General features: G+C 62.4%; 33 protein-coding genes. 4 read left to right on the top strand and 29 right to left on the bottom strand.

The features are described 5' to 3' along the window. Positions 1 to 21: 21 nt before the first annotated feature. The 4 genes from CR156_RS03610 to CR156_RS22875 form a co-directional block, all read right to left on the bottom strand. Positions 22 to 591 (bottom strand): hypothetical protein, encoded by a 570-nt coding sequence (locus tag CR156_RS03610; RefSeq protein WP_241876473.1) that lies wholly within the window; start codon positions 589 to 591, stop codon positions 22 to 24. A 35-nt stretch (positions 592 to 626) separates the two neighbouring features. After that, complete coding sequence (locus CR156_RS03605) at positions 627 to 1,223, bottom strand: ParA family protein (protein WP_049402585.1); 597 nt, start codon at positions 1,221 to 1,223, stop codon at positions 627 to 629. Positions 1,224 to 1,337: 114 nt separating this feature from the next. Then, positions 1,338 to 1,802 carry a hypothetical protein gene (locus CR156_RS03600; RefSeq protein ID WP_100551931.1) on the bottom strand — a complete coding sequence of 155 codons (465 nt, stop codon included), beginning with the start codon at positions 1,800 to 1,802 and terminating at the stop codon, positions 1,338 to 1,340. Then, a complete protein-coding gene (locus CR156_RS22875; protein WP_158229327.1) occupies positions 1,793 to 1,966 on the bottom strand; it encodes a hypothetical protein in 174 nt (57 codons plus the stop codon). The genes CR156_RS03600 and CR156_RS22875 overlap by 10 nt, the downstream gene beginning before the upstream one ends. Before the next feature lie 165 nt (positions 1,967 to 2,131). On the opposite strand from CR156_RS22875, the gene CR156_RS23050 reads away from it, so the two are divergent. Further along, positions 2,132 to 3,919 (top strand): type 4 pilus major pilin, encoded by a 1,788-nt coding sequence (locus tag CR156_RS23050; RefSeq protein ID WP_100551930.1) that lies wholly within the window; start codon positions 2,132 to 2,134, stop codon positions 3,917 to 3,919. A gap of 162 nt (positions 3,920 to 4,081) precedes the next feature. Here CR156_RS23050 and CR156_RS03590 read toward each other — a convergent pair whose 3' ends face one another. The 13 genes from CR156_RS03590 to CR156_RS03535 form a co-directional block, all read right to left on the bottom strand. Continuing rightward, positions 4,082 to 4,843 (bottom strand): AbiU2 domain-containing protein, encoded by a 762-nt coding sequence (locus CR156_RS03590; protein WP_100551929.1) that lies wholly within the window; start codon positions 4,841 to 4,843, stop codon positions 4,082 to 4,084. Further along, entirely contained in the window at positions 4,840 to 5,754 is a 915-nt protein-coding gene (locus CR156_RS03585) for a hypothetical protein (RefSeq protein WP_100551928.1), read from the bottom strand. The genes CR156_RS03590 and CR156_RS03585 overlap by 4 nt, the downstream gene beginning before the upstream one ends. A gap of 87 nt (positions 5,755 to 5,841) precedes the next feature. Continuing rightward, positions 5,842 to 6,282 carry a DUF6573 family protein gene (locus tag CR156_RS03580; RefSeq protein WP_100551927.1) on the bottom strand — a complete coding sequence of 147 codons (441 nt, stop codon included), beginning with the start codon at positions 6,280 to 6,282 and terminating at the stop codon, positions 5,842 to 5,844. Positions 6,283 to 6,542: 260 nt separating this feature from the next. Then, the gene (locus tag CR156_RS23115; protein ID WP_243381689.1) at positions 6,543 to 7,328 is read right to left on the bottom strand and encodes a hypothetical protein; all 786 of its coding nucleotides are present in this window, start codon (positions 7,326 to 7,328) and stop codon (positions 6,543 to 6,545) included. Between the two features lie 10 nt (positions 7,329 to 7,338). Further along, the gene (locus CR156_RS22865; RefSeq protein ID WP_158229708.1) at positions 7,339 to 7,509 is read right to left on the bottom strand and encodes a hypothetical protein; all 171 of its coding nucleotides are present in this window, start codon (positions 7,507 to 7,509) and stop codon (positions 7,339 to 7,341) included. A 178-nt stretch (positions 7,510 to 7,687) separates the two neighbouring features. Continuing rightward, the gene (locus CR156_RS22660) at positions 7,688 to 8,176 is read right to left on the bottom strand and encodes a hypothetical protein (protein ID WP_133120054.1); all 489 of its coding nucleotides are present in this window, start codon (positions 8,174 to 8,176) and stop codon (positions 7,688 to 7,690) included. Next, positions 8,169 to 8,528 (bottom strand): hypothetical protein, encoded by a 360-nt coding sequence (locus CR156_RS03565; RefSeq protein WP_133120053.1) that lies wholly within the window; start codon positions 8,526 to 8,528, stop codon positions 8,169 to 8,171. The genes CR156_RS22660 and CR156_RS03565 overlap by 8 nt, the downstream gene beginning before the upstream one ends. Before the next feature lie 13 nt (positions 8,529 to 8,541). Beyond that, entirely contained in the window at positions 8,542 to 8,763 is a 222-nt protein-coding gene (locus CR156_RS03560) for a hypothetical protein (protein WP_100551925.1), read from the bottom strand. A 38-nt stretch (positions 8,764 to 8,801) separates the two neighbouring features. Continuing rightward, positions 8,802 to 9,305 (bottom strand): hypothetical protein, encoded by a 504-nt coding sequence (locus CR156_RS03555; protein WP_100551924.1) that lies wholly within the window; start codon positions 9,303 to 9,305, stop codon positions 8,802 to 8,804. Positions 9,306 to 9,614: 309 nt separating this feature from the next. Continuing rightward, the gene (locus CR156_RS03550) at positions 9,615 to 10,013 is read right to left on the bottom strand and encodes a hypothetical protein (RefSeq protein WP_100551923.1); all 399 of its coding nucleotides are present in this window, start codon (positions 10,011 to 10,013) and stop codon (positions 9,615 to 9,617) included. Between the two features lie 290 nt (positions 10,014 to 10,303). Continuing rightward, positions 10,304 to 10,786 (bottom strand): hypothetical protein, encoded by a 483-nt coding sequence (locus CR156_RS03545; protein WP_024956693.1) that lies wholly within the window; start codon positions 10,784 to 10,786, stop codon positions 10,304 to 10,306. 59 nt (positions 10,787 to 10,845) lie between these two features. Further along, entirely contained in the window at positions 10,846 to 11,208 is a 363-nt protein-coding gene (locus CR156_RS03540; protein WP_046272117.1) for a hypothetical protein, read from the bottom strand. Further along, positions 11,205 to 12,077, bottom strand: coding sequence for a hypothetical protein (locus CR156_RS03535; protein ID WP_099490547.1), 873 nt, complete (start codon positions 12,075 to 12,077; stop codon positions 11,205 to 11,207). The genes CR156_RS03540 and CR156_RS03535 overlap by 4 nt, the downstream gene beginning before the upstream one ends. A 155-nt stretch (positions 12,078 to 12,232) precedes the next feature. On the opposite strand from CR156_RS03535, the gene CR156_RS03530 reads away from it, so the two are divergent. Both CR156_RS03530 and CR156_RS22655 read left to right on the top strand, forming a co-directional pair. Continuing rightward, positions 12,233 to 12,586, top strand: a complete 354-nt coding sequence (locus CR156_RS03530; RefSeq protein WP_409349564.1) for a helix-turn-helix domain-containing protein — start codon at positions 12,233 to 12,235, stop codon at positions 12,584 to 12,586. Between the two features lie 96 nt (positions 12,587 to 12,682). After that, positions 12,683 to 12,979 (top strand): hypothetical protein, encoded by a 297-nt coding sequence (locus CR156_RS22655; RefSeq protein ID WP_133120052.1) that lies wholly within the window; start codon positions 12,683 to 12,685, stop codon positions 12,977 to 12,979. On the opposite strand, the gene CR156_RS03525 is transcribed toward CR156_RS22655, so the two are convergent. The 8 genes from CR156_RS03525 to CR156_RS03495 all read right to left on the bottom strand — a co-directional run bounded on the left by CR156_RS03525 (position 12,976) and on the right by CR156_RS03495 (position 17,828). Beyond that, complete coding sequence (locus CR156_RS03525; protein WP_100551922.1) at positions 12,976 to 13,764, bottom strand: DUF6988 family protein; 789 nt, start codon at positions 13,762 to 13,764, stop codon at positions 12,976 to 12,978. The two genes, CR156_RS22655 and CR156_RS03525, sit on opposite strands and share 4 nt — an antisense overlap. Next, complete coding sequence (locus CR156_RS03520; RefSeq protein ID WP_100551921.1) at positions 13,761 to 15,239, bottom strand: competence protein CoiA family protein; 1,479 nt, start codon at positions 15,237 to 15,239, stop codon at positions 13,761 to 13,763. Before CR156_RS03520 ends, CR156_RS03525 begins: the two co-directional genes overlap by 4 nt. A 100-nt stretch (positions 15,240 to 15,339) precedes the next feature. Further along, positions 15,340 to 16,047, bottom strand: a complete 708-nt coding sequence (locus tag CR156_RS03515) for an HNH endonuclease (protein WP_100551920.1) — start codon at positions 16,045 to 16,047, stop codon at positions 15,340 to 15,342. Positions 16,048 to 16,094: 47 nt separating this feature from the next. Further along, entirely contained in the window at positions 16,095 to 16,238 is a 144-nt protein-coding gene (locus CR156_RS23370) for a ribbon-helix-helix domain-containing protein (protein WP_108724046.1), read from the bottom strand. 20 nt (positions 16,239 to 16,258) lie between these two features. Next, a complete protein-coding gene (locus tag CR156_RS03510; protein WP_049419577.1) occupies positions 16,259 to 16,456 on the bottom strand; it encodes a hypothetical protein in 198 nt (65 codons plus the stop codon). Continuing rightward, a complete protein-coding gene (locus CR156_RS03505) occupies positions 16,453 to 16,641 on the bottom strand; it encodes a hypothetical protein (protein ID WP_100551919.1) in 189 nt (62 codons plus the stop codon). Before CR156_RS03505 ends, CR156_RS03510 begins: the two co-directional genes overlap by 4 nt. After that, the gene (locus CR156_RS03500) at positions 16,622 to 16,990 is read right to left on the bottom strand and encodes a hypothetical protein (protein ID WP_100551918.1); all 369 of its coding nucleotides are present in this window, start codon (positions 16,988 to 16,990) and stop codon (positions 16,622 to 16,624) included. The genes CR156_RS03505 and CR156_RS03500 overlap by 20 nt, the downstream gene beginning before the upstream one ends. Positions 16,991 to 17,213: 223 nt before the next feature. After that, on the bottom strand, positions 17,214 to 17,828 hold the full coding sequence (locus CR156_RS03495) for an apurinic/apyrimidinic endonuclease family protein (protein WP_100551917.1): 615 nt from the start codon (positions 17,826 to 17,828) through the stop codon (positions 17,214 to 17,216). A 62-nt stretch (positions 17,829 to 17,890) separates the two neighbouring features. Here CR156_RS03495 and CR156_RS03490 point away from each other — a divergent pair, with 62 nt between their 5' ends. Beyond that, positions 17,891 to 18,190: a hypothetical protein gene (locus tag CR156_RS03490; protein WP_100551916.1), complete on the top strand. Its 300-nt coding sequence runs from the start codon at positions 17,891 to 17,893 to the stop codon at positions 18,188 to 18,190. Positions 18,191 to 18,274: 84 nt separating this feature from the next. Here CR156_RS03490 and CR156_RS03485 read toward each other — a convergent pair whose 3' ends face one another. The 4 genes from CR156_RS03485 to CR156_RS22650 form a co-directional block, all read right to left on the bottom strand. Next, positions 18,275 to 18,808 (bottom strand): hypothetical protein, encoded by a 534-nt coding sequence (locus CR156_RS03485; RefSeq protein ID WP_099596961.1) that lies wholly within the window; start codon positions 18,806 to 18,808, stop codon positions 18,275 to 18,277. 126 nt (positions 18,809 to 18,934) lie between these two features. Continuing rightward, positions 18,935 to 19,129 (bottom strand): hypothetical protein, encoded by a 195-nt coding sequence (locus CR156_RS03480; RefSeq protein WP_099596960.1) that lies wholly within the window; start codon positions 19,127 to 19,129, stop codon positions 18,935 to 18,937. Positions 19,130 to 19,179: 50 nt separating this feature from the next. After that, the gene (locus CR156_RS03475; protein WP_099596959.1) at positions 19,180 to 19,389 is read right to left on the bottom strand and encodes a hypothetical protein; all 210 of its coding nucleotides are present in this window, start codon (positions 19,387 to 19,389) and stop codon (positions 19,180 to 19,182) included. Positions 19,390 to 19,762: 373 nt separating this feature from the next. Beyond that, positions 19,763 to 19,999, bottom strand: a complete 237-nt coding sequence (locus tag CR156_RS22650; protein ID WP_133120050.1) for a hypothetical protein — start codon at positions 19,997 to 19,999, stop codon at positions 19,763 to 19,765. Between the last annotated feature and the right edge of the window lie 43 nt (positions 20,000 to 20,042).

The raw sequence follows: 20,042 nt of genomic DNA, 5'->3' as shown, positions 1-20,042 counted from the left end.
TCGTTCCCCTGTTTGTGAGGGTCAGTAGATCTTTCCGTTCTTGCTCATCCCCAGATTCCGCACCGCCACCCTGGCGGCCTTGCGGTCCTCCGCGTGCTCGTCCACCGGCGAGCTCACGATCAACAGCGTCTTGTCCTTGATGAGCGAGGCCGCCGCGTAGTCGGCCAACGCCACCATAGCGGTGGTCAACGCAACTTCACTGCCGGCGTCTTCCGAATCGTCAAAGCCAAACAGCTTGGCGATGTTCTCGCGGAGCTTTGGCGGGATCGTCACCATGGCCCGGTGGTGGCGCAGCCCGTCCTCCCGACGGCGGTAGTCGTGCAGCGTGACCGATCGGGGCATGACCATGTGAACCCGCTTGCCTCCCACGTTGCCAGCCTTTTGGCTGTCGTCGTAGTCGAAGTAGGACTTGCGCTCCGGGTAGTCGCCCGGCCCCAGCAACAGATGCTCCGGGATGCGGGCGATCGGAAGGCCTGCCGCTTTGCTGGTCCGGCGAGCCTTGGCATGGGTCACGTCCTTGATGTCATCCAAGGTGCGCTTGACGGCCTTCTTCGTGGCAGCCTTCTTGGCAGGAGCTTTGCGAGTGGCCATGGGTAGGTCTGGGAGGGAAACCAAGGGAAGCTCCATCATGCCGCAGCCCTCCGGCCTGCACCAGCGGCCAAGGTATCGCGCACCCGGACAGCCAGGGCGTGGATCTCCTCCTGGGCCACCCGGGCCCAGCGGCCGTTGGCGTCGAACACGGTCTTTCCCTCCTCGTAGCAGTCCGCAAACAACGCACGATCCCGCACCAGGATAGCGCCCGACATCTTGGGGTGCTCCAGGCGGCGTCGATGGGCTGCCCGCTTCTCGTTGGCCCGGTTGGCGATGGGCAGGTAACGCTTCCCCTTCTTTTCAAGCACATCCACGGTTCGCAGAAAGATGAGAAAGCTGGCCCCATCGAGCAACGTGGGCACCAGGTAGAGATCAGCCTCGGGGATCACTTCGTTGTCCGGCAGGCGTGGTGGAGTGTCAGTGATCTCCACGTCGAAGCCAGGGGAGCGCGAGCGCCCGACACTGAACGGTGTTTCGTCCGACAGTGAGGCAAACGCACAGGCTCCGCCTTGGGGGTCCCGGTCGTTGACCAACACACGCAGGCTGGGGTCACGGGCATAGCACCCGGCAAGATTCAGGGCCAGCGTCGTGCGGCCGACGCCACCCTTGAGTGAGAAGTTGCACAGTCGCATAGGGCATCCTTTCGTGAGTAGATAGGGGTTCCCTCCGAACTTACCCCGACGCCGCCATTGCGCAAGTGCATGTTTTTGCAACCCTTTCGGGCCGTTCAGCCCTTGGATTCTTTTCTATTCTTCCAGCGAGGCGACTGGACGACGGCTGTCCCACCGAATCGTGTGGGCGGTGTTTGACGCAGAGCAATGCAGATCGAACGGCTGAGAGGCCATCCATGCTTTGACAGACGGTGGCGTAGCGCCATGCAGCGCTTCAATGATCGTCCAGCGTTGCTTTGCCGGGCCGAACTCCGCAAACACGTCCGCCCCTGCTTCGGCCAGCATTCCGGCCATCTTGTCGTAGCACTGCCGCTTGGCCGGGTCATGCTGGTTCACGTGCCACGCCATGCAAGCGACGTGGAAAGCGGTAATTCCGTTGGGCCCCACCGGGTGGTCCAAGGACGGGAAAGCCGTCAGGCCCCTCCAAGCCTTCAGACGTGCCTCGTGGATGGCCGCAATGGTTCTTTTCAAAGCCTGTGGGTTGCGGTGTTCGATGGCCTCCAGAAGCCGTTGAGCGCGCCGGTCGGTGGTCATTTCCATTTCAGCTCCTTGCGCAGCTGGCGCTCGAAGTGGCGTTGCTCGCGCGCCAGGCGGGCTTGCCGGCGAAGCTTGCCTTCGGGCAGGAACGCGGGAACCGTGGGAGGGATGTGCGCGAAAGGAAGGCCAGCGATGGGGCGGGCCGAGCGGGTGGGGCTTTCAATCATGGCGACGGTCTCTTGGGTTATTTAAAGCGGTCTTCGTGAGTAGGTCGCCCCACTCCCTTAACCCCATGCAACCAGACCACCACGCAATGTCAAGATGAAAAATCCAACTTTTTTTGACTAAAAACAGGGGCTTGCGGAATCCAAGGTGCATCGCATGCTGAATGCATGACGCACACGACCCGCCCCCGCTGTTCGCCCACCCTCACCCGCCTTTCCAAAGGCGTGCGCTGCGCGCTGGGCTTCACCCTCACCGAGGCCTTGCTTGCACTAGGGACCGTGACCGCCGCCACGGGCGCGATGTTCCTGTTCTTTGGCCAGGTCGATGCAAAGGCCAAGGTGGCCAGCGAGACGCGCAACCTGCGCGAGCTGTCCCGTCGTATCGAGAGCAGCTTTGGGGTGGTGGGAACGTTCCGCGGGGTGAGCACCACCGCCGTGGTGGTCGATGGCCTGGCCCCCGAATCCCAACTCGGCGTCGGGGAAAGCGTCTTGACCAACGCGTGGGGCGGCGCAGTGAACGTCCAGTCCTACACCGTCGAACGCTTCGGGGATTCGTTCTCCGTCAGCTACGCCGGCCTTCCTCGCCAAGCGTGCGTGGACCTGGTCGCGGCCAACGCGGGCGGGGTGTGGGACGCGCAGGTGTCGGACGTGTCGGTGATTCGAAACACCGGCGGCCAGCTCGACGTCGGATTGCTGGGCCGCACCTGCGCTGACAAATCGCGCGTGGTCTTCGTCTACCACAGCGGGTTGTTGGCGGGCGAATGGACCGGATCGCCGCTGGTGTTGCCCCCCGTCACCCCCTCGGTCACGCCTCCCGTTTCTCCACCCGTGGGAACCCCAGTAGGGCCCGTGGGGCCGGTCGCGCCTTCCACGCCGGTGTCGCCCCCAACCGCCCCGCCACCAAGCGTTCCTCCCATGACGCCCCCACCAGTCACTCCGCCCGCTCCCCCGGTGAGCGTGACGCCCCCTGCCCCGCCCACTTCATCCCCGGCCACGCCACCGCCGACGAACACGGTGCCGCCGTGTCAGGAGTGGAGCGAGAACCGAACCATCAACTGCCCATTGGGCCAAGTGGGCCAGGTGTTCCAGAACCGCCGTCACCACTGCGGAACCGATCCGAGCGTTTACGAGGCGTGGGCTGGCTCCACGACGGCCGGCAGTTGGACCACGACCAACAGCACCTGCACGCCGTGCCCTGCTCCCGAGACCCGCAACGTGGGATGCCCTGCAGGTCAGTTTGGCGCGATTGGGCAGCAGCGCACCTTCACCTGCACGGGCACCGGTTCGTGGAACGCCTGGACGCAGACCAATACCACCTGCACGGCTTGCCCAGCGCCTTTCCCACAAGCCGAAACCCAGTGGGTCGCCGCGAGTGCCGCTTGCCCGGCGGGCCAGAGTGGATCGCACACGTGGCAGGCCGAGCAGCGGCGGACGAGGACTGGGACATACAGCTGCCCAGCCACCACGTGGTCGCTGCCCAGCCCGACGTTCACCACTTGGACAAATTGGGCGGAGACTGGGGTTCGTCGCAACGAGGCCAATACATGCACCCCCAACGCACCACCTCCGACGTTTCCCGAATACACCGGGCGATCTTGGCATTCGTGGGGAGACGGAGGGCACTACGGCTGGGCGATCTTCTGCAACGCTCCCCGGACCCTGGCCGAGCTTCAAGCCACCTCGTTGGCATGCACTTGGCAATACGAAACGAACGACACCCCCACGTTTACGCCAGAGCCACCTGGCGTGACCCGCCCAACACCGGCTTTGGAAGCCTGTGTCTACGCGCTGCGCGCCAACTTAACTCCGATGCCAGGTTACGGCTTCGTCAACCACCCTGGCACCGCGGTTTGGCCTGCGGCTTGCTCGTGCAGCGTCGTGGGTCCAGGCGCGCGGTTCTACTGGCAAGACCTGGGAGCGAGCGACTGGGTGGGCTTTGAATTCAAGTGCCCCTGACGGCAAAGAAGGCGGAGGGCATCCCTCACGTTCGAAGTGGCAAAGCTTCGGATTTCCAAAACCGACCGGAGGCAATGCCCTCGCACCAAGCGTGCTTTTCAGAAGGCAGGTGGCTTGGCCACCTGCGGCGGCTTCTGGGCTCTTCGCTGCTGTGCCTCGAAGTCAAACCCCAGCCAAGGTTTTCCACATCGCCTTGCCTTGGGCTTCGTGAACCGACGCGTATTGCTGTGGATCCCAACTGGTTCCGGTCAAGAGCAGCCCAAGCTCGGCCACTGTGGCTTGGCAACGATCACCAAAAGCCAAGACCTCATTGAAGGTCAACCCAAGCGTGTTGATGTCAAAGGCGCCGGGCTCCTCGTCCAACTTCCGCATTTCCAGGTGGGCATGGTGCTTGTCCCGTAGGGTCTTGATTTTCGCTGCCACGGGATCAACCGAAAGGATCGCCATTTCATTGGAGACCTTTTCCCAGCCACTATCGAAGCGCGAGTAGTTCTCGTCCCGATCGCTCTGTCTGAACTTCTCCTGGAAAACAGCCGAGCTTTCGGGCGGCAGGTCACTGATCGGTTCGTCGTGGAAGTGATCGAAGATGCGACCGTAGCGCTCCCGGTAGTGCTCCTTGATCGCGGGATCTGCTTGAAGCTTTCGCCAGAGGTTGGTCAGGCTACCGGACCGCGAATCGTTGTCCAGAAATAGCCGTGACTGATCGCGCACCAGGTCTTGTCCAAGAAGCGGCGCCAGGTGGTTCCAGGCATTGGCCCCCGGCGTCTTGTCCAGCTTGGCTTTCAGCCCTGCCTGAATCTCGGGGTCTTGAATGAGTGGGGACAGAATGTGCCGGCGCTCGTCGAGGATGTGGCACTCCTGCGTGAGCACCCGAACGAATCCATCGATTTGGCGAATACGTTGTTCCAGTTCCTCAGGCTTCATTTTTGCTCCGCCTCCAGCGGCACCTGCTGGAACCGCACCTGCAGCCGCCTGATGAGCGCTCGGGTTTCCGCGTTCGGAGCGCGCGTGCACACCAGCACCGCCTCCCCGTTGGGCACGTGGCGGATCGCCTTCTGCTCGGCCCGGAGAACGGCGCGGTATTTCACCGCTTGATAGACGCCTCGCTGGAGCTCGTCTTCGCTGCACCGGCTGGTCTTCACCTCAACGGCTAGACGGTGCTTGCCGTTGTCGAAGTGGGCATCCAACCGATCGCCGGAGCTCAAGAGCTTCTCGTTCGTGCCAGCGGTGAAGTCGCCGTAGTCCATGAACTCTTCCGGATGGTTGGCCACCCAGCGCTTGAGGGCTTGATGTTCGGCGCTCTCTGGGCCGCCTCCCTGCTGGACCTTGGGGAGCGGAATGACGCGCTGCGCCTCGTTCTGAGGCTTCTCTCCAGCATCAGGCTCCACAACGGGGGCGCCCAAGGCGCGGGCAACCCTGTCCCAGTGTGGGTAAGTGAAGACATCCTGCTTGGCTTCTTCAAACTGCGCCTTGCGATCTTCTTCGGTCGCCATGGGCTTGCCATCGAAATACGCCGGAACGATGGTCACCGCCCCATCGCCCGGAACTCCCTTGTTCTTGTTGATCACGATGGCATGCAAGGGAGGAATGGGTTCCCCCCATTGCTTGCTCAACCATTCGATGGCTTGCGCCACCCCACCTGCCACCCGCCCGTAGTTCAGGACGTGCTTGATGGAATGGCCGTTGCGGTCGTGGAGCTCACGCGCCAGATCGGTGTAGGTGTGGTCATCGCCTTCCTTGGCCCATCGCAGCAGGATAGGAAGTGCGTCAGGCACAAGCGGCCCCAGCTTCTCGCTCTGCGCCAACGGAATCAATTTCCAGCTGAACTTCTCCATCCCCTACCCCTCCCTTGTCGTCCCGCCATGGTAGCGGCGGGACCAGCACGGGAAAACGATGAGGGCCGGTTTCCCGGCCCCCCTTTCTCAATCCTCGTTGGGCAGCATGACGGTGACCACCGGCTCTAGGGCGTCCCCGGGCTCACACAGTGCTTTCAAGGTGACAAGGCGATGGGTCGACCGCGTCAGGCCAGACCCGACCTCCGGGTGGGCTTCGTTCGACAACCAGTCGCCGGCATCCGGCAAGGCCACGTGGAGTTGGAACTGGAGCTCCGAGCCGTTGCCTTGCTGCCGCTTGATGGCCACATGGAGCATGAAAAGCACGTCCCAAAGCCGGCCGTCCACCGACTGGCCGCGCAGTTCCAACCCTCTGGGCACTTCGACGTAGCGTGCCCACGCAGCGCGGGTGATGGCCACGGGCAACTTGAAACCGGCTTCTTTGGCCACGTCGGACACGTCCACCAGGACGCCGTCGTCGATCGCCTGGGCCCGGGTGTAGGAATGGATGAGATCAGAAGGTTCGAACATGCGCAGTTCCTCTTGTCAGTGATGGCCCGCCCAGGGCATCCGGTCGGGATGTCCTGGAATGGGGAACCCACTGCCCCACCGACAGGCGCGGTCAAGGGAGGAAATGGAAGGGCTGGCGCGGCCCGCAGCGCAGCGAGGACACGGGCCCTGGAATGTCCCTTGACCGGAGAAGCTGGGCGATGGGGCGGCGCGCAGCGCACAAAGCTTTGAGAGCGTGCCGCGTTCGGCACACCGATTCAGGGTTGAACTTGGGAATGCCGTCACGCCTGGGTGCAGGTCACAGGGACCCGGTCCATCCACGCGCTCTGTCCTGCCGATGCTTGAGCGGTGAGCGGGCCCAAACCTCGGATGAAGCGAAGAGACGCAAGTTGGACATCGTCTTGGGGCCAATACGGGCCATCCGGCGAAAACACGAAGTGGTCCCCTTGAAGGGCCCCGCAGGTGGTGCAATGGTGGGCCAAGTAGGTTTGCCCTGACGTCCGGGTGGCGTCGAAGCGAAGCCAAGGGGCGTGGCCGGCAACGAACGCAGCGGCCTCCTCGTTCAAGCGCTCGATGTAGCGCAACACAGCGCCCTCCCCCTGATCTGCCATACCTTCGTCGTCGTGCTCCTCGAACGAAGGCACCCAGATCGCGGCGGTGGGCGTCGGCGCGTGGCAGAAATGGCACTCGGTGTGGCCGAGCAGCAGGCCGTAGGCCGGGGCTTGAAGGGTGGATGGAGCGGCAGCGTGGGTCATGAAACCATTTTGCCCTGCCAGGGTGTCAGCCGGTGAGACCAGCACGCGTTGAATCATGGGTGTTTCGGAGCGTACTTCGCTGTGAACCCAGCCACGCCAGAGCGTGCCCCGCTGTGAACCCAGCCACGCCATTTGCTTGTATTCGTCTTTGCTGAGCAACTTGGACACCCCCAACCACTGCACCAGGTGGTAGTGCGCGATCGTTCGCGGGTAGCGCTGAATCCCCTCGTGCAACAGTTTTGGCAGGTAACACACAGAACCATCGCGGCGCTCGTATGCGTAATAGCGGTGGCGGGCGGCACGCGTGGTCATGGCGTTTCCCTCAGTGCGCCCAAAGGGCACGATCGATGCAGCGTTCAAGGCGCTGGGCCAACCAAAGGCTGAAAGGAAGGGCGATGGGGGCAGCGATGGCGAGAAGAGAAAGGGTCATGTCGGCGGTTCCAGTCGGTGGGAAGAGCGTTGCGTTCTTCCTGATCCCAAGGTAGATCACCATGGAAATTTGTCCACGGTTGTAGTGGACAAAATATTGACTAAAAGTAAAAACTGCGGTGTCAAGGCCGCAGTCTTTCCTAACATCACTTATCGCGCCGAAGGCGTCACCTACTCTTTTCCACCGCCGCTTCTACAGAAACCGGCGCGAAGCGACCGGTGGCGGCGTTGAGCGGTTGGCTCTACAGCCTTGCCCGCTTTGCACTGACACTTCCCCGGGCTGCCCATGCCTGCTCCAGGTGGACCGCGCGTTGTTCGGCTTCCACCGTGGCCACCACGTGCGGCATCGCCGTCTTCAGCGATGGCGTGTTCCAGAACGGACTGCCCCGGTGAGGGTTGCCGCCCAGCCGCAACAGCAGCAACGCCGTCTGCTCAAGTCGGCTGCGCTCGTCGGCGTCGTCGCTCAACTGGTAGTCCGCCGCCAGCTTTTCCAGCGGGCGCTCGCACCAGTGGTTCCTCTCTTGAGGGTGCGCACCAGCTTGCAGGAGGGCTTCGACGATGCGGGGCCAGGCAAGTGCGGAATGGAGCGCAGGACCTTCGTTGAGGCGCCACGCGTTGGGGTTGGCGCCCTGCCGCAGGGCCTGTAGAGCGCGGAAAAGACTTCCATCGACGCACGCGTGAATCAGCTCAGCGCTCGGACTTCCTGGCGGTGGTGGGCGGCGGTCACCCATGGCGGCTGCCCCGAACCTGGTTCCGAAGCAGATGTCCTTGGACGTAGTCCCGGATGATCTGGCGCACCGCTTCTGCGGTGGAAATCCCCGCGTTCACCGCGCCCTGCTCCACCGCCTCCAAGACGCTGCGCTGCAGCGGAAGGTAGGCCAGGCGCACGTCCCTCTCCCCACCCAGCCGACGCTTGCTCAGTGCGTAAGGGTGGGCGGCATACATGGCGAGCACTTGGCGCACGGCTTCGTTTCGGGTGACCTGCGCGCGCGCGGCGGCCGCCTGCAAGCGCTCCAAATCACGGGAGTAGCCCCGGGAGGACGGAAGGGTGACAAGTTTTGGGGAAGGGACAGGTTGAAGCACGTCGCGCTCCGGCTTAGGACGCCGCGTCCAACGGCTTGGCGGCCGCCTCTCGGACCACCGCGATGGCACGCCAACGGTTGATCGCAGCGCCAGCGAAATACAGGGCGTCCACCAGTTCTTGCGCGGCCCCCTTCTCAAGCAGGGCCCGGTTGCAGGAGGCGAACCCTGCAAGGATTCCGTAGCGGTCCGCGTCGTCTTTGGCATTGTTCATGGCTTCCGCAATTTGAACGTTCATGTCGAATCTCCTGGTTTTGACTGGTGGGTGATCGGCGGTTACAGGCGCACGCGCTGACGGGGAGCCTCTAGGTCAGCCGCCGGAGCTGGAGCTTGGCTCTGCGCCTCTTGCCGTGGGTTCCAGACCTGCCCACCGATGACCATGCTCGGACCGCCTGCGGCAGGAAGGACCTGCGAAAGCCTGGCTTGCTTCGCCGCGGCGTTGATCGCACGCACGGTGCCCTCTTCCATGCCTTTGGCTTCGTAGATCACCTGCCCCTCCAGGTGATCCCTCGCTTCGTCCACAAGGGCGGCAAGGGTTCGACCGAACTTCGACTTTGGTCCCTGGTTGCGAGCGTCAGCGTCCCAGCGCTCGATCACTTCAAACGACTTCTCGCTGCGATGGCCAGACTTGTTGAGTTCTTGGAGCACCGCTTCGGCGTCTTTCACGTTGAAGCGAATGGCGGAGAGCTTCACCGGGTGCGCGTAGCCACCGCCACTCGATGCCGATTGCGTGATGGCGACCGCTTGGTTTCCGTCGCTGACGAGGTGATGAATTTTCATGTCGATTTCCTTGATGGTCTTCGGAAGGCGCGATTGCCTATCCACAAATTCAAGGTAGATCGCCCTGTAAATTTGTCCACGGCTGTAGCGGACAAAATCTTGGCTAAAAGTAAAAACTGCGGGACTAAAGCCGCAGTTATTCCTAACATCACTTCTCGAGCCGAAGGCGTCACATACCATTCTTCCATCGCCGCTTTCCAGAAACCTGCGCGAAGCGACCGGCGGTTGGTTTTTTGCACAAAAAAGGCCCCTCGCGGGGCCTCAAAGGACATGAATTGTTCTTACGCGATCAGTTTTTGTCAGCACGCCTTACTCCGCGCACTCCACGCCGATCCATTCTTCATCGAACCATTCGTCCAGCGTCGCCAGGTCCTTGACCTTGCAATTGGTGCCGTAATCCGACCCTTCCATGTCGAACACCACCTCATAAAGGAGCTGCCCGTCCTCTTGGCGCTCCACGTTGACGGAGACGGTTTGGTCAGCCAACAGCTCGTCGTCTTCGCATCCCAGCTCTGCCGAATTGCGGTTCAGCAGGAAAGCCAGCAATGCGTCCTCAGCGGAAGACTGGAACGCGGGATAGCCCGCCGCGCCGGTCGAATAGGTATACCCAGACAACTGGTCAAACAAAGTGCTGGCAGCGGCATGCGCAGCTTCGTGGGCTTCCTTGACGGTGATGGTGTCGTTTGTGATGAGCATCGTGTGGTTCATGGCGAGGTCCTTGTTTGTCGGTTGGCACGATTGCCTTCCCATGTATCCAAGGTAGATCACCATGAAAATTTGTCCACGGTTTCGGTGGACAAAATCTTGACTAAAAGCAAAAACTGCGGAACTAAGGCCGCAGTTATTCCTAACATCACTTCTCGCGCCGAAGGCGTCATCCGCTCTTTTCCCACCACCGCTTTTACAGAAGCCGGCGCGAAGCGACGGCGGTGGCAGTGGGCTTTTCCTGGCACAAAAAAAGGCCCCCTCGCGGGGGCCCCAAAGGACATGGACTGATCTTACAGGCTGGTGGAGCGCCAGAGCTTGCCTGCGATGCCACCCACGATCAGCGCCACGGGCATGAGCGCCGTCAGAGCCATCGGGGGCACGGAGGTGAAGAAGTTTCGCTCGCCCTCTTCCAGGCCCGGGTAGAGCAGGCCCACGGCAACGCTGACCAGCTGCAGGGCAACGACGAAGAGCAAGCCCACCAGGGCGCCCTTTCCAAAGCCACCTTTGCGCGGCGAAACCGGGAGCCCGCTGGCCCTTGCCGCGCGCACGCGGGCCGCGCGCCAGTTCAACACGTAGAGCAGGAGCAGCAAGAGCAGCACGGCTGCCCCACCAGCGGCCGCCAGGCCGGCCTCCCAGCCGTAGCCCATGTTCTCGCCGATCTCTTGGGCTCCGGCAAGAAACAGCAGGCCTGCACCACCGAGGATGACGGTGCCCGGTGCCAGCAAGCCCCACTGCATGTGACCGCCGGGGGTGTGGTGAGCGTTGTAAGACATGGGACCTCCTTGAAGTGGTGTTCCCTCAATGCATAGCGCGATTCCGCGCCTTGGCAAGGTCAGCCCTTCTTCTGGGCTCCGACCGGCACCCAGCCTGTGGGTTGCTTCTCAAAGATGAAGTCGTAAGCCGACGGCACGGGAACGGGATCGGGCTTCAACTGCTGCCCGCCCTGGAACCCGACCACGTCCAGCGTTCCACCGGTCACGCACGTGGCCCGCTGGGGACCACTGGAGGTGCAATCCGCGGTGAGGTCTTTCCAACCCCAAACCTCGATTCGTTGGCCCATTTCGCTGGAAAGGTTGGCGTTGGCATGCGCCTCGTAAGCGTGGGCGACTTGTTCGATGGTGGGCAAATCCGCCTTGCTGCTGCAGGCGGCCAAGCCTGCGGTGATCAGGGCGAGGGAAACGTGGGTTGCTTTCATGCCGGTGCTCCTTGCGTATGGGTTAAATCAACGTCGATGGTTTCGTCGCGGTATCCGAGCCGAACCCTCTCTATCGTCACGTCCATCTTCGGCACCGTGCCCTCCACCCAGACCCGGTTGACGGAGAACACCACCAGATCGTCTCGGTAGCTGCGACCTTGTCGCGCCAAGTTGGCGGCCTCTTGGGCGCCCATTCGGATGAGCAGGTGGAAGCGGCCGGCGTTGGGTGGGCTGGACACCCCCGTGGAGGTGCGGTGAACCCACGGCACAAAGCCCTTGCCGGTGACGCTTTGTCCCGCCGCGGACACCTGAGGCATCGGGATGAATCCTTCCAGCACGCCACGGTCGGCCCGATAGGCGACATCGCCCAGGGCTTGGAACGTGGGACGAACGGCAAACCGTCGGATGGCCTTGAAGCGCTGCAGGCGCGCGTCGAAAGCCGGGCCATAACGGCGCTCGATGGCAGCCGGATCATCGCCTGAGATGCCGTTGGCGCCCTGGGCCTTCGTGTCCATCAGCCACCATTGCCTCAGGCACCATTGGCGCTTGTCGGCGTCGATGCGATAGGACGAATGGGCCATGGCGAGCAGCTGCATGTCGCAAGTGTCCACGCCGCCACCACCCACAGCCGTCACCCCGGCCCGCAGGTGCTGAGCCCCTTCCAAGACGTCCTGATCCAGGTCCCAGTAGGTCCCGGTCGGCTCGACGTAAGGGCTCCTTGCCCTATCACTGACCACCTTGGGCGTGCCTTGGATGGCTCGGCCGATCTGGCGAAGCAGATCCGATCCAGCCCCCGATTGCGCCTGCGCTCCAGCCGCCGCAGTCAGGGCAAACGCCCCGGTCAGCACGGCCCTTCTAACTCCCTTCATGAAACCCCCTGTTCCCACCAATGGATTTGGGATCTTGCAGCCAACTTACGCGACACGTAGAGTCTACCCGGGGCGTAGCCTCTGGGTCATCCTGTCCGCATGCCTGCATTGCATCCGTTCAGCCCGTGACCGCCGCCCCGCCCGCTCCCCGAGCCGTGGTGGCCGCGCGTCTGCGCCAAGCCCGCGTCCTGCGGGGCTTGAGCCAGCGCGAAGTCGGAGTGCGGATGGGGATGGACAAGGACACGGCGTCGGCCCGAATCTCTCGGTATGAATCCGAGGGCATGTCGATCAGCTTGGAAGCCCTCTTCGAGCTGGCCCAAGCCTTGGAGGTGCCCCCAGCCTATCTTTTGGCGACCAGCCCAGCGATGGCCGATGCGATCTTGGCTTTGGGCGAGCAGAGCGCGGCTCAGCAGGAACGTTTTGCCGAACTGCTAGGCGCTTTGGGTGAGCTGTCGGCGAAGAAGCGCAACGCACTCATCGAAAAAGTGTTGTCGCCCACCAAGGACTAGGACATCGGCGAACAAGGACGAATCGACCCCATGTGGACATGGATCACCAACCTTTGGCGCGGCAAGCGGACGGAGCCCACCCGGTCCCCTGTTGCCATGACGACGCTGATCGAACTGAACATGCTGGAGCTCAACGCAGCGGAGGCCAGCAGCCGCGCTGCACTGGCCCCACCGGGGCATGAAGCAGCACTCCTTGAGAGATTCAAGGCATCGGCCCAGCTTGTCCTTATCGAAAAGCCTCCGTCCGACGCAGCAGACTCAACCTGGGAATCCCTTGGTCAGAAGGCACGCCGCCTAAACCGAGGATTCGCAGACCTCCGATTGCAACTCTCCCCGCCAGCGATCGTTGGTGGGGATAGAGAGCCGCGCGACAATGCGCGTCCGATCCTTTAAGGCGGCCAGGCCAGCTCTTCCATGCGAGCTCTCCTCCGTTGCATGTAATGCAGCATCCCGCTGGCGCACTGCTCAACAACGGGGTTTTCCTCAAAGGCCCCAACCCCAACCGCTGTCAGTGCTGCAATGACGCACAAGTTGGTGGTGGCCACCGCGTTGACGGTGGTCTGAAAAAGAATGGCTGCCGGCACGTGCGCCCCGATCTGCCCATTGGGATCTTGATACATCACCCGAATGGCCTTCCCGCCATGGACCAGTCCGCACAGAGGGTCCCACGAATTGGTCACCGTCCGAGCCAGCTTCTGAGGCTCATCGTCCTGCCCGATGCGTGCAATGGCCTGCTCCACGTCCGCGGCCAGGTCTTTGAGGGCAATAGTCACCCACTTTCCTTTCTCGTTCTTCTTTCGGGGGCCGCGATCTTCCTGGAGAAAGTCCTCCAGCTGTTCGTCGTCGGCAAGGAACTGGACAAACACCGCCCGCAGGAATTGCTCAATCTGGGAGCGATGCATCGCCAAGGCCACCGCTGGAAGATCGATGGGATGGGTCTCCAGGAGGAACAGCAACGCACGGCCGTAGTCCATCGATGCCCTCAACAGCTGGAAGGTCACCCGGTGGCGCTCACTGCTGGCGGGAACAGTGATGCGGGCCATGCAGGACATGTTCGATTCCAGGCTGGCCTTGGCCTCTCTGGCCTCCTGTGCGATGTCCAACGCCGTGGGCTGGCGCTTTGCAGCACGAGCGTCCAGCGCCGATTGGATCCCGTGGCTCAACCGGTCTTCCTTCATGCCACCACCTCTTGGGGTTTCTTTGCCTGCTGATGCGGCTTCAAGGCATCTGTCGCCACGTGCCTGGGATCCGCCAACCACAAAGGCGCCACCTCGGGGAACAGTCGGAGCATGAGGGGATCCCAGGACCGGTGCGGCGCAAAGGTGGTCTCCCCCCGGGCCAAACTGGTGAGCACCCCTTTCATCTTTGCCTGGAGCTTTCCGGTGCGATCTTGGGACACGACCGTCTTCAATTGGTGGTGTGCACGGAGCATGCAACGGTAGAACCACAAGCTCTTGGGCCAGATTTTGTGGGCGTGGTGGCCCAGCTCGGCCAGCGTTTCAAAGCCGATGCCCATCGGGCGCCCTTCGCCGTGCTTGATCGAATAGCCAATCACCAGCAGTCGGTCCAAATCGGGGGCTTCCTTGGCATAGGCCGGCAGCGTGATCCCCACCGGGGAGAACAAGCGGCGCAAGTCTTCCCAACGGCGATCGCGCTCCTTGTAGTCGGTGATCTCTCCCCGCAGCAGGGCCACGTAGAAGGTTTCGAAAGCCTCTCGCCGATGGCTCCAGACCTGCTCCTCCTGCCAAGCCATTCGGTCCTTTTCTGCTTGGGCTTTGTGCCCTTCATAGTCGAAGGCGTAGGCCCGAGGGATGCCCCGGCTACACGTGTCGAACGTGAGATCGTCGAAGCAAACCTCCCGCCGCACCTCTACGTCGCGGATCGTGCCGCCCTCCCGGCGCGGCTCCAGCCAAACGCCTTCCAAGCAGAAGCGGCCCTCGCGCTGGGAGCGGGCCACGGTGGCGGGGGTGACGCGAAACGCGTTGCGGTTGTTGGCGAAAAACAGGTCGTCTTCGGACAGTCGGAACTGATCCAGATCCAGCTCCTTGAAGAGCCACAGCATGCGCCCCCCGTTCTTTCGGTAATGCCGCATCCGTTCGGCGATGACGTGAACGAAGGTAGTGGAGAGTTGGATCTCGATGGCCCACCGCTGGCCGTTCCGCTGCGTCTGCACGTCGGGCTGGCGCCACTTCACGCCCTCGATGTCCCACCACCGTTCTTCCAGCTTGGTCTCCTGGAAAGACGGATCAGCGTCCAGGCTGTCCCTCACCCACCCCTTGAACGCCTTGTGGAGCGCGCCCTCCTTACACAGCCCAAACCGACGCGCCAGGATGGCTTGGGGCGAATGTCCCTTGCGCCCTGTGCAGGTTTCGCGGTGGCGAGCCGTGAGGTGATCGAAGTAGAAGCGGAACTCGGTTCGGGCGCGGATGGCTTTGGACCTCACGCCCATGGCGTCCTTGCAATAGGGGCACTTGAACCGAGGTGCGCCGTCGAGCACCTCCAGTTCGGCCGCCAGCCGCCCATCCCGGACGACCTCTCCGTAATCCCGGCCTTCCATGAAGGCCTCCAACGTCAAGCACTCGCCCCCCTCCCGATCCCAGACCAAATCGTGGGATCGCTTCGCAGCTGGCACGTAAAGGACGGTTTTCTCCATGGAACTACTTTAGTCAGAACCTGTCTCGCCAGATGAGACGCTGATCCGAAAGGCATTGGCATCAATACATCAACGCCGGCAGGGGAACAGCAACCAAGGGTCAATCGTCACCAGCATCCACCACTACCTCAACCACCAAGCGAAAAGCGTGCGCTGCTCGGTTCTGGTGGATACGCAACAATTGACGGCGTCTCGCCAGCGTTGCTTGCTCGAGCGCCTCCCGAACGAAATCGTCCCCATGCAGATCCGATTTGCGCGAGTTGCAACTCACACATGCCAACACGATGTTGGAGATGAAGTGGCTCCCCCCGTGATGCAAAGACACGTAGTGATCCTCGTGGCAACTGGTGGGCTCGCCTGGGCCGTTTACAGCGCCACCCGGTCCCTCGAGGGATCTGTAGCAGTAGTAGCAGCGACGCTCCTGGAGTGCCAGCAGCGTCCTAATCTGCTCAGCGGTGCGCGAGCCCGGCGCCGCCTTCGACTTCAGGGCCCGGTGAAACGACGTTCGTCGACGTGTCTCTCGGACGCGGACTTTCCAATGTGCATGAAAGGTATCCAAGGGCAAGAGCACCTCCAGATCGGAGGACTGGAAGAAACGGCGAGCACCTGCTTTGCACGCCTCGTGAATGCTCCAATCCTCCAGCGTTCCGTTGCAGCGTGCGCATCGCCCATGCTGGGTAAAAAACTGCCTCAGCTCGTCGCTGATCCCAAAACGTGCGTTGAGGTCCACACGCTGAAACCGGCAACCGATCATGCCGTCGGAAAAGACCTGATCTCCCAGGCGTTCATAGGGATAACGTCGGACCATGCCCCACCCCGCCTTTGTCAGACACCCGAGAATGGTGCTCGCTTTCCCTACCGGCTGCCAGCAGAGGTCGCCCGTGGCTGGTCCAGACCTTCTCGCAGCAACAGCCGCACCAACTCGCTGACGTGAACCCCCTCCCGGTCAGCCACCTGCTCCAACAGGTCTTTCAGCTCCTGTGGCACGCGAACGGCCATCTGCACGTAAGGTGGCCGGCTCACGTGGACAGCCTCGCCAGGGTGAGCACCCACGCCAACGCCAAACCGGCCAGGATTTGGGCACGCAAACGGTAACGCACACGAAGCGCCCCGCTTGCGTGCCGTGCATTGACCCAATGGATACCGGCCAAGCCCAGGACAGCGGCCAGGAACGCTGCAGCCAGCATGGCGGCCAGCACCGCGCCGACGGTGGTCATGCCAGCGCTCCGGCCATGGCGGCCAGGACGAACCACTGTCCAGCGATGAGGCCGTAGCCGATAAGCAATCCCTCCAAGCCCGCCCAACGGTGGCCCGGGGTGCGCAGCAGCGCCGCACTGTCGTTGAGCAAGGACCACCCGGAGAGAATGGACAGCCACTCAAAGTCAATGGTCGTAGCGATCATAGATCGAGCCCTCCCCTCCAGCGGAATTGATGGCGGAGGGCAACATGACCTCCTCGTTTTTCACGCGTCCGAACACGCTGGCAAACACGTCCTTGAGCGAGGTGCTTTGGGCCGCGTCCCGTTCGGCTTGGCGCGCATACTCGTCCAGCCCAGACGGGAACACCTGGCGTGCGCCGTTGACGGCGCCGCGCAACCCGCTGGCGTTGGGCATGCTCGCCCCAAAGGTGCGGTTCCACGTATCGGAAAACCGGTCCAAGCCATCCATGCCCATGAAAAGCAATCGCGCCAGCACCAGGGCAACCACGACGTTGACGACAAGCCGCTTCGTCAGTCTGAATCCAATGAACATCTCTCCCCCTTTGCATTTCGTTGGTCGGTGTCAGACGCACGCATCACGAACGTCATACGTCTGGGATACACCGACACGCGAAACCCACAAGGGGGCTATTTTGACTAAAGCTAAGAAATGGGAGAAAAGCCCGATCACCCTGCAGGCGCGGCTGCACTTGCCCGTCAGCCGGCGCTCGACTGGGGCAATGCTTTGAACGGTCCGAGTGACCAAATTGGCAGGGCTAAATCTGGCCCAAGTCTTTGACCACCGCCTGGCCAGGCTTCAAAAAGCCCAATAGCAACCGTCCGCCGGCGACGGTCCGCCCCATGCTGGCGTTGAGGTATCGAGCCTGGAGCTGCGCTGCCACCAGCAGGTCCTGGGTGGCCATGCTGGGCGGCCACTCCCTGAGCGGATCGCCGGGCGACGCCAGCTGTCCTCCTATGGGCTGGACAACCGCTGGAACGGTCAAGTCGTGTTTGGCATAGGCCGTGGCCATCATCCGGCCGTTCTTGGGCGACCAACCACCCAAGACCAACTCCGTGGTGCAGTGTTCCGCCGGCAACCCAGCCTCGGCCACGGCCTTCACGTAGTTGGGCCACAACTGATCCATCACGAGCCCAAGCTCAGCACTCAGTTGCTCCATCGTGAAGTCTGCCCGAAAACTCGCCTCCAGGCACAGTTGGTAGATTCTAAGGAAGAACTGAGCTGACCCACGGGTCGCCAGCAACAGCTGGTGTTGGGGAATGAGGAGCAGTTTGGCTCCGGCTGAAGTTTGTCCGCTGCGCGCGTCTTCGGCCCATGTGTCCACGGTCACAACCAGTTGATCGGCACTCAGCAGAACATTGAGGATGCTCATGGCAATGATCCGGCGGCTTTCTGCCACTATCGGACCTCGTCTCTCCCCTGTCGAGCGCAACCATGGCCCAAACCCTAGAACAGCTGGCGGCACGACTGGACGCCTGCGAAGTCGATCTGGAAGCCCATCGCGGATACATCAAGGCCTTGGAGTATGGGCTGCTGACGATCATTGCCAGCCATCCGAGCCCCCAACTACTGCCCGTCGCTTGGAGCATGGCTCTTGCGGGAGTCGCCGACGCCCATGCCGGCCACCAGACACTCACCTACAACGCGGCTTTGCAGCAGGGGCTCCAGGCGCTGACCCAGCAATTCAATGCGCTAGAGCAAACACGCGACCAGGAATCCAACTTCCTCGGTTGAAAGGATGGGGGCACGCAAGGCCCCCACTCTGGCCATTTCACTCAACCGCCGGCTGAAGGCGTGGTGTTTTTGGGCAGGCCAACCTCAGCGGGTCATGATGACTCGGGTGGATTCCCCATCCGAGAGCTTGACGCTTTGCATCAGAAGTCCACCCTGCGGAGGCATGAACTCTTGACCGGGAACGGACCACATGATGCCGGTGGTCAGGAAATATTCTCCTGCAGGCAGGCCCGTAAAACTGAAGTTGCCTTGGGCGTCGCAAACCGATGTCTTGCGCGCCTGCTTGTAATCGGCGCTGTCAGGGATGAACTGCACGTTGGCCGAACCCACGGTGGTATACCCGCTCTCGGCACTGCCGTAAAGCGCGATCAGGCGCTCGCGACCATAGCCGGACTTGGGCTGCAAAGAGACTTCCAACCCCGCGCAGGTTCTGGGCTGACCACCCCGGGTCTGGAAGAAGGCTTGGCCGGTGATGGCGCCAGTGCCTTTCTCAGAGAACCAAGCAACTTCGCTGGGATCGAAAGTGGTGGTCAAAGCCACCTGCCGCGGCGGCGCTGGCGCAAACGTGGCGCAGCCTGACAGCAGCAAGAAGCCGAGAGGAAGAACGAACTTTTTCATGGTGCCCCTGATAGCGCCTACCTTGGCGCGGGCACAGTTTACCGATTGCGTGACACACCTCACAGTCTGCCCGAGCCAAGTTGGTCCCAGTGGCATCCGTCGGGCATGGCATGGCAGCCAAAGCGGCTAGCCAAACCACCCGTGATCGACGCGGTCCAGATCGTGGTCTTCGCCGAACGTGAGGGCGGCCTCTTTGGGCCCCAAGTCGGCGTAGCGGGGCAGCTCGGTGTCGGTGAGCCCGGCGTCCTGGATGGTGAGGGCGAAGTGCGCTTGCAGAGCGGCGTTGAAAGCGGTGCACCACTGGGCGTTGATGGTCGTCACGGGCGTTCTCCCTTAGGAAATGAAAGGGACCCCGAAGGGCCCCGTGGGGTTCAGGCGTCTTGGGGCTCCGGGAGGCGGAGCACGACCACCCCGTTGACTGGCAGGGCGTTGAGAACGAGGCGGTAACCTTTGCCATCCTGGTGCGGCCAGGCAGCGCCGATCTTCGACCAGTTGCTACGCTTCTCGCCCTGGACTTCGTATTCCTCTACCAGAAAGGCGTCGAGGCGGTCGGTGGCGGGCTGGGGATTCTTCTTGGCCATGGTGTTGCTCCGTTGGGCTCGAGCGGATTGCTCGCGAACCGATCCGGGGAGCCGAAAGGCCGTGCAGCACCTCGGCAGCAACGGAGCGGCAGCGCAGGAGGCCAGAGAGGCCGAAACACCGTGGAGGAGTGCAACGCACTTGCGCTCGGGCGCGTGGACCCAAGGTTTCGCACCCGGCAACCGCGCCCAATGGAGAAGTGGCCCGGTTTCAGAACGCCCTCCCCTCGTGGCTTGGTGGAGAGCTTGGCGACAAGTGCCACTGGGCAGGCAGCTGGCCCGCCCCCTTAGACCTCGATCGTTGCCAGCCATCGGCGGGGACTTCGATCCGTCGAAGACCAGCGCCAGAACGAACAAGGGGCCCGAAGGCCCCTTCTCATCCGAAGGTATGCTCTGACCCCAGCACGGTCCATCCTCGGTCCATCAGGTTGCATCGATGCAGCCAGCGTTCTCTTTCAACCATCCTCACGGGATGGTCGGCTGCCACCTCAACCGGTTCCAACGGCCCCAAGACCGATGGAAGCGTTGGATGGTCGTCCTGGAACAGGACATGGAGGTGCTCGCCGGTGTGGTCGGCGGTCATTCGATACAGCGTTACAGTTTGTTTGCTCATAATTGAAATCCTCATCAGTTAACGTCGAAGCCGAGCGGGCTTG

The organism is Stenotrophomonas lactitubi (assembly GCF_002803515.1).
Classification (GTDB): Bacteria; Pseudomonadota; Gammaproteobacteria; order Xanthomonadales; family Xanthomonadaceae; genus Stenotrophomonas; species Stenotrophomonas lactitubi.
The sequence above is the reverse complement of the archived record's forward strand: the minus strand, read 5'-3'. Positions and strand labels throughout refer to the sequence as shown.